Raw genomic sequence first — 4,208 nt, forward strand, 5'->3', positions numbered from 1 at the left:
GGATAAATTTATTAACTCTTTTAATGAATCAAAGAGTTTAACTAGAGTAGATAAAGGTATGTGGGAAGATGGGGATGAGGGGGTAAATGTTTTAATAGAGATTAAAGATTATCCATTTACACTAGATATGCTAAAACAAGTATTTACCAATATAAAAACAAATCAAGAATATATCTTGCAAGAGATGGTGGATGAGCTAAATAGAAGAGATGATGATGACGGAATTCAAATGTATGTAAAATATAAGCTTGATACTAGAAATAGATTAGAGCATTTTTTTGGGCAATGTGCGGTAGAGGTGGAAAGTAGCTTCCCAAAACTGACAGAGAGCTTAGATTATAGCGTGGAAGGTCTTATGGGGTCTAATATTGGCTATTTTAAAAATAATTATGATAGAAGTAAGGATATAGGAAGAATAAAAGACAAAAAAGGAAAAATAATTCAAAAAGCCAATCAAGAAGCCATAGCCAATCTAGGATATGCTGATGAAAATAGACCTAAGGACTTGCGACTTGGCAATACCGAAGAAGGTGACGGCTGGAAATATAGAGGTAGAGGGATAATACAAATAACTGGTAGAGAAATATATACTGAATTTAATAAATTCGCACACAAAGTTAAATTAGTAGGAGATGAAGTAAGCTTTGTGGATAATCCAGAACTGGTAGCTGAAAATAAAACCTTTGCTTTTGTGTCGGCTGCATTTTTCTGGGCTAAAAAAAAGAACATTTACGATAGAGCCGATAAAAGCAAGCCGGAATTAGACAATGAAGAAATAGTAAATAGAGTAACAGATTTAGTAAATGGCGGTGCAAATAAAGAAAGCAGAACAAAAAGAATAAACTCTTATAAACGTATAAGAGAAGCAAATATATTTAAGAAATTTAAATAAAGGGCTGAAGTATGAAATTTAAAACTATTTTATTAATAAATTTACTAATAAACTTAAATTTATATGCTTTTGAAGCTTTAATGCCTAGCCAAGCTACTAATAAAGCGATCGATAATTTTGAACAGATCGAAGACGAATTTTTTACCGGTGATGACTATTTTTCAAACGATTACAGTACTAATACATCTCCTAGTTTTAAGTGTTCTGATGCTAAGGGCAAATATAAATTTAAAGAGTACTCTTTAGAAGACTTTGTTTGTCAGTCCAAATTTCTTGCTTTTAGAGATAACTATTTTGCTGATCTTTATAATCTAATTGTAAAAGAAGCTCCAAATTTAAAAGAAAAAGCTCTAAAGATAGCAAGAGAGAGGATAGCTAAAACTCAAAAAGAGTGTATAGATGGGTATTCAAAATATTTTCAAGTACGGGTTAAATATAATTATAGCGTCGGCAATTCTATTCATTGCACTAGATCTTACTATAGAAACTCCACTGCAAAACTAGCTTTACTTCTTTATAAAAATAATAAAGAGCTATTTAAAAGAATTTACGGCGAAGATTATGAGAAATTTAAAGAGGTCTTTGAAGATACTTTAAAGTATGTGCCGATACTTTACTCTTTTAGAGATCTAAAAGACATAAAAAAAACAGATAAAAAGCCATATGCTGAGTTTTTAAGAAAATATGATGACTATACTGGCGATTATGATAATTATCGTATCCATGATCTAATTTATATAGTGTTAGTCCAATACTCCTTAATAGACAAAAATGGTCATTTGATTTTGCCTGAGAATAGAAAAGAGGAGTAGTATGACTACTTCTTGTAAAGAAAAGATATTAAAGCCAATCTAAGACATGATGATGTCTTGATAAATAAAAATATAGATCAAGCGTAGAATGTAAATATATATGAAGATGACAAGCTAAGCAAAAAAATATGGATAAATTTACTAGCTCATTTAATGAGTCAAAGAGTTTAACTAGGGTAGATAGTGGTATGTGGGAAGATGGAGATAAAGGGAGTTGGGGGTTGATTTAAAAACAGACAATAAAATTGCTTGGGGTAAAAAAGTTTCTTTAGAATTTAAGGAAAAAGTTATAGAAATATGTATAAATTTAAAAATAAATCCTGATTTTTTTGATGTCATGCATGACTTTTGAGACAGGTGAGACTTTTTCAGCTAGTATAAAATCCAGTTGCTAGTGCTAGGACTTATACAATTTTTAGAAACAACAGCAGCCGGTCTAGGGACAACTACATCAAAACTAGCAAATATGTCTGAAGTTGAACAACTTGAATATATAGAAAAATATTTTATGCCTTATTCTGGAAAAATTGAAACCATAGAGGACATTTATATGGCAATTATTTATCCAAAAGCCATTGGTAAGTCGAATGATTACGTATTATTTAGTTCTAGTAGTTCTAGCTATATAACAAATAAAGGATTAGACAAAAATATGGATGGAAGCATTACAAAAGAGGAAGCTGCGGCAAAAGTTAAGAAAAATTAGAAAAGGGTCTAAAAAAGCTATAAAGGTTAATTCTATGAAAAAATTCTTATTTTTATCACTACTTTTTATCGTATTTTCTAATGCTCAAAACTTAAGTATAGAAACATATAGCAAGGATAACAAATGTTCCATAAGCATAAATGATGAAGAGATTTATAGCAGAGAGTGCGAGTATGAGCTTGAACCAACTTTAATATTTTATACCAAATTGAATCGCAGCGAAGTGTGGATATTTCAAGACATACAAAACTATGCTACTTGCAATAGACACGGGCCTTTGAGAATTTTTGAAAAGAAAGATGACGACAAGATAAAATTTCAAGGTGAGATAGATTGGTGCGCGAGTGTGCCATTTTTAGAAGTCACTAATGAAGGCATCTTGATAATAGACAAACCACACAAAAATGCACTAACCAACAATGGCGATCCAAATTTTAAAGGTAGCGGGAAACTATCAAATGAAAGAAAATATAAATTTGATAATGGAAAAATCAAAAAGATATAGTTTTGCATTTGTTAAATAGATATAATGCGGTTAAAAAAGAGCGGATAGATATGACAAAAAAGATAGTTATTTTTTATTTTACGGCGTTAGCTCTTATGACGTATAATGCCTACGCAAAAGATATAAATTTAACTGGGTTTTACAAGAATAAGCCTTGTAATATTTCAATAGAAATAACGAAAAATACTAATAAGGCAAAGTATTTTTACAAGATAGTTGATAATAATCAGACAAAATCACAAGGCTATATATCAAGCATAAAAAGCAATGGCGAAGGTGGATTTTATATAAAATTTAAAAAGATTGACGGGAAGTATGAAAATGATAGCATAGTCATACAAAACTATGGAAATTCTATGAATGAGTATAATCATTTTGAAGATTGCGATAGTAAATATTTAAAATTTGATAAATAGGGCTAGCGTGCGTGATTTTGTAATTACTTTTTTTAAAGCCGAAGAAATAGATATTACTATGAAAATGAAAAATTTTAATAGCTATTACTATGTTCGAATGTGAGGGTGACATACATTGTACAAATGGTGGTTATTTTGTGGTAAATAAAAGAAATAGCAAAAGTTTAGAAATTTTATCAAAACCAACACTAATAAAAAATAATGTAAATGAGTGCTTGATGGGGTATAAATTTAAAAATTCAAACTACATATATGAAATTTATGGCGACATAATGTCTGGCGGGAAAATGTATTTGAACATTTTTAAGTAAGAAAAAACTATTTTTAAAAGCGATGATTTACAACAGATAGAACAAGAAGAATTCCTATCCAAACTTAAAGAAATAGATAAAAGGCTACCCGCGAGCTTTGATAAATTTTATAAGAAATTGAAGAATAAATATCAATAATAGTCTATAAAAATATAGATAAGATAATAGCTATCAAATTTATGCAAAAGAAGAGATCTCTAGTAATAATCAGTCTAATGCAGATAAAGATGATAAACTTGGTATAAATTTATTAAGTAAAGAGAATATGGATAAATTTATTAACTCTTTTAATGAATCAAAGAGTTTAACTAGAGTAGATAAAGGTATGTGGGAAGATGGGGATGAGGGGGTAAATGTTTTAATAGAGATTAAAGATTATCCATTTACACTAGATATGCTAAAACAAGTATTTACCAATATAAAAACAAATCAAGAATATATCTTGCAAGAGATGGTGGATGAGCTAAATAGAAGAGATGATGATGACGGAATTCAAATGTATGTAAAATATAAGCTTGATACTAGAAATAGATTAGAGCATTTTTTTGGGCAATGTGCGGTAGAGG

At 29.6% G+C, this 4,208-nt stretch carries 8 protein-coding genes; all 8 read left to right on the forward strand.

Annotated elements, in window-relative coordinates:
* Window positions 1-892: glycoside hydrolase family 19 protein (locus A3854_RS04985; protein ID WP_219336928.1), on the forward strand; the 892-nt coding region annotated here is incomplete at its 5' end.
* An 11-nt stretch (window positions 893-903) separates the two neighbouring features.
* A complete protein-coding gene (locus A3854_RS04990; RefSeq protein WP_084041576.1) occupies window positions 904-1,704 on the forward strand; it encodes a hypothetical protein in 801 nt (266 codons plus the stop codon).
* Between the two features lie 214 nt (window positions 1,705-1,918).
* Window positions 1,919-2,056: a hypothetical protein gene (locus A3854_RS09680; RefSeq protein WP_219336929.1), complete on the forward strand. Its 138-nt coding sequence runs from the start codon at window positions 1,919-1,921 to the stop codon at window positions 2,054-2,056.
* Window positions 2,057-2,098: 42 nt separating this feature from the next.
* A complete protein-coding gene (locus tag A3854_RS04995) occupies window positions 2,099-2,410 on the forward strand; it encodes a hypothetical protein (protein ID WP_199906084.1) in 312 nt (103 codons plus the stop codon).
* A 34-nt stretch (window positions 2,411-2,444) separates the two neighbouring features.
* Window positions 2,445-2,915 (forward strand): hypothetical protein, encoded by a 471-nt coding sequence (locus A3854_RS05000; protein ID WP_084041577.1) that lies wholly within the window; start codon window positions 2,445-2,447, stop codon window positions 2,913-2,915.
* 2 nt (window positions 2,916-2,917) lie between these two features.
* Entirely contained in the window at window positions 2,918-3,331 is a 414-nt protein-coding gene (locus tag A3854_RS05005; protein WP_084041578.1) for a hypothetical protein, read from the forward strand.
* A gap of 89 nt (window positions 3,332-3,420) precedes the next feature.
* Entirely contained in the window at window positions 3,421-3,642 is a 222-nt protein-coding gene (locus A3854_RS05010; protein WP_084041579.1) for a hypothetical protein, read from the forward strand.
* 265 nt (window positions 3,643-3,907) lie between these two features.
* Window positions 3,908-4,208, forward strand: a 301-nt coding sequence (locus A3854_RS05015; RefSeq protein ID WP_219336930.1) for a hypothetical protein, incomplete at its 3' end; no start/stop codon positions are given.

The organism is Campylobacter concisus, assembly GCF_002092845.1.
Taxonomy (GTDB): domain Bacteria; phylum Campylobacterota; class Campylobacteria; order Campylobacterales; family Campylobacteraceae; genus Campylobacter_A; species Campylobacter_A concisus_AQ.

Excerpts from the sequence above, each read along its gene's own strand:
- A3854_RS04990 (WP_084041576.1), top strand. The coding sequence starts at position 904 with ATGAAATTTAAAACTATTTTATTAATAAATTTACTAATAAACTTAAAT.
- A3854_RS05000 (WP_084041577.1), top strand. The coding sequence starts at position 2,445 with ATGAAAAAATTCTTATTTTTATCACTACTTTTTATCGTATTTTCTAAT.
- A3854_RS05010 (WP_084041579.1), top strand. The coding sequence starts at position 3,421 with ATGTTCGAATGTGAGGGTGACATACATTGTACAAATGGTGGTTATTTT.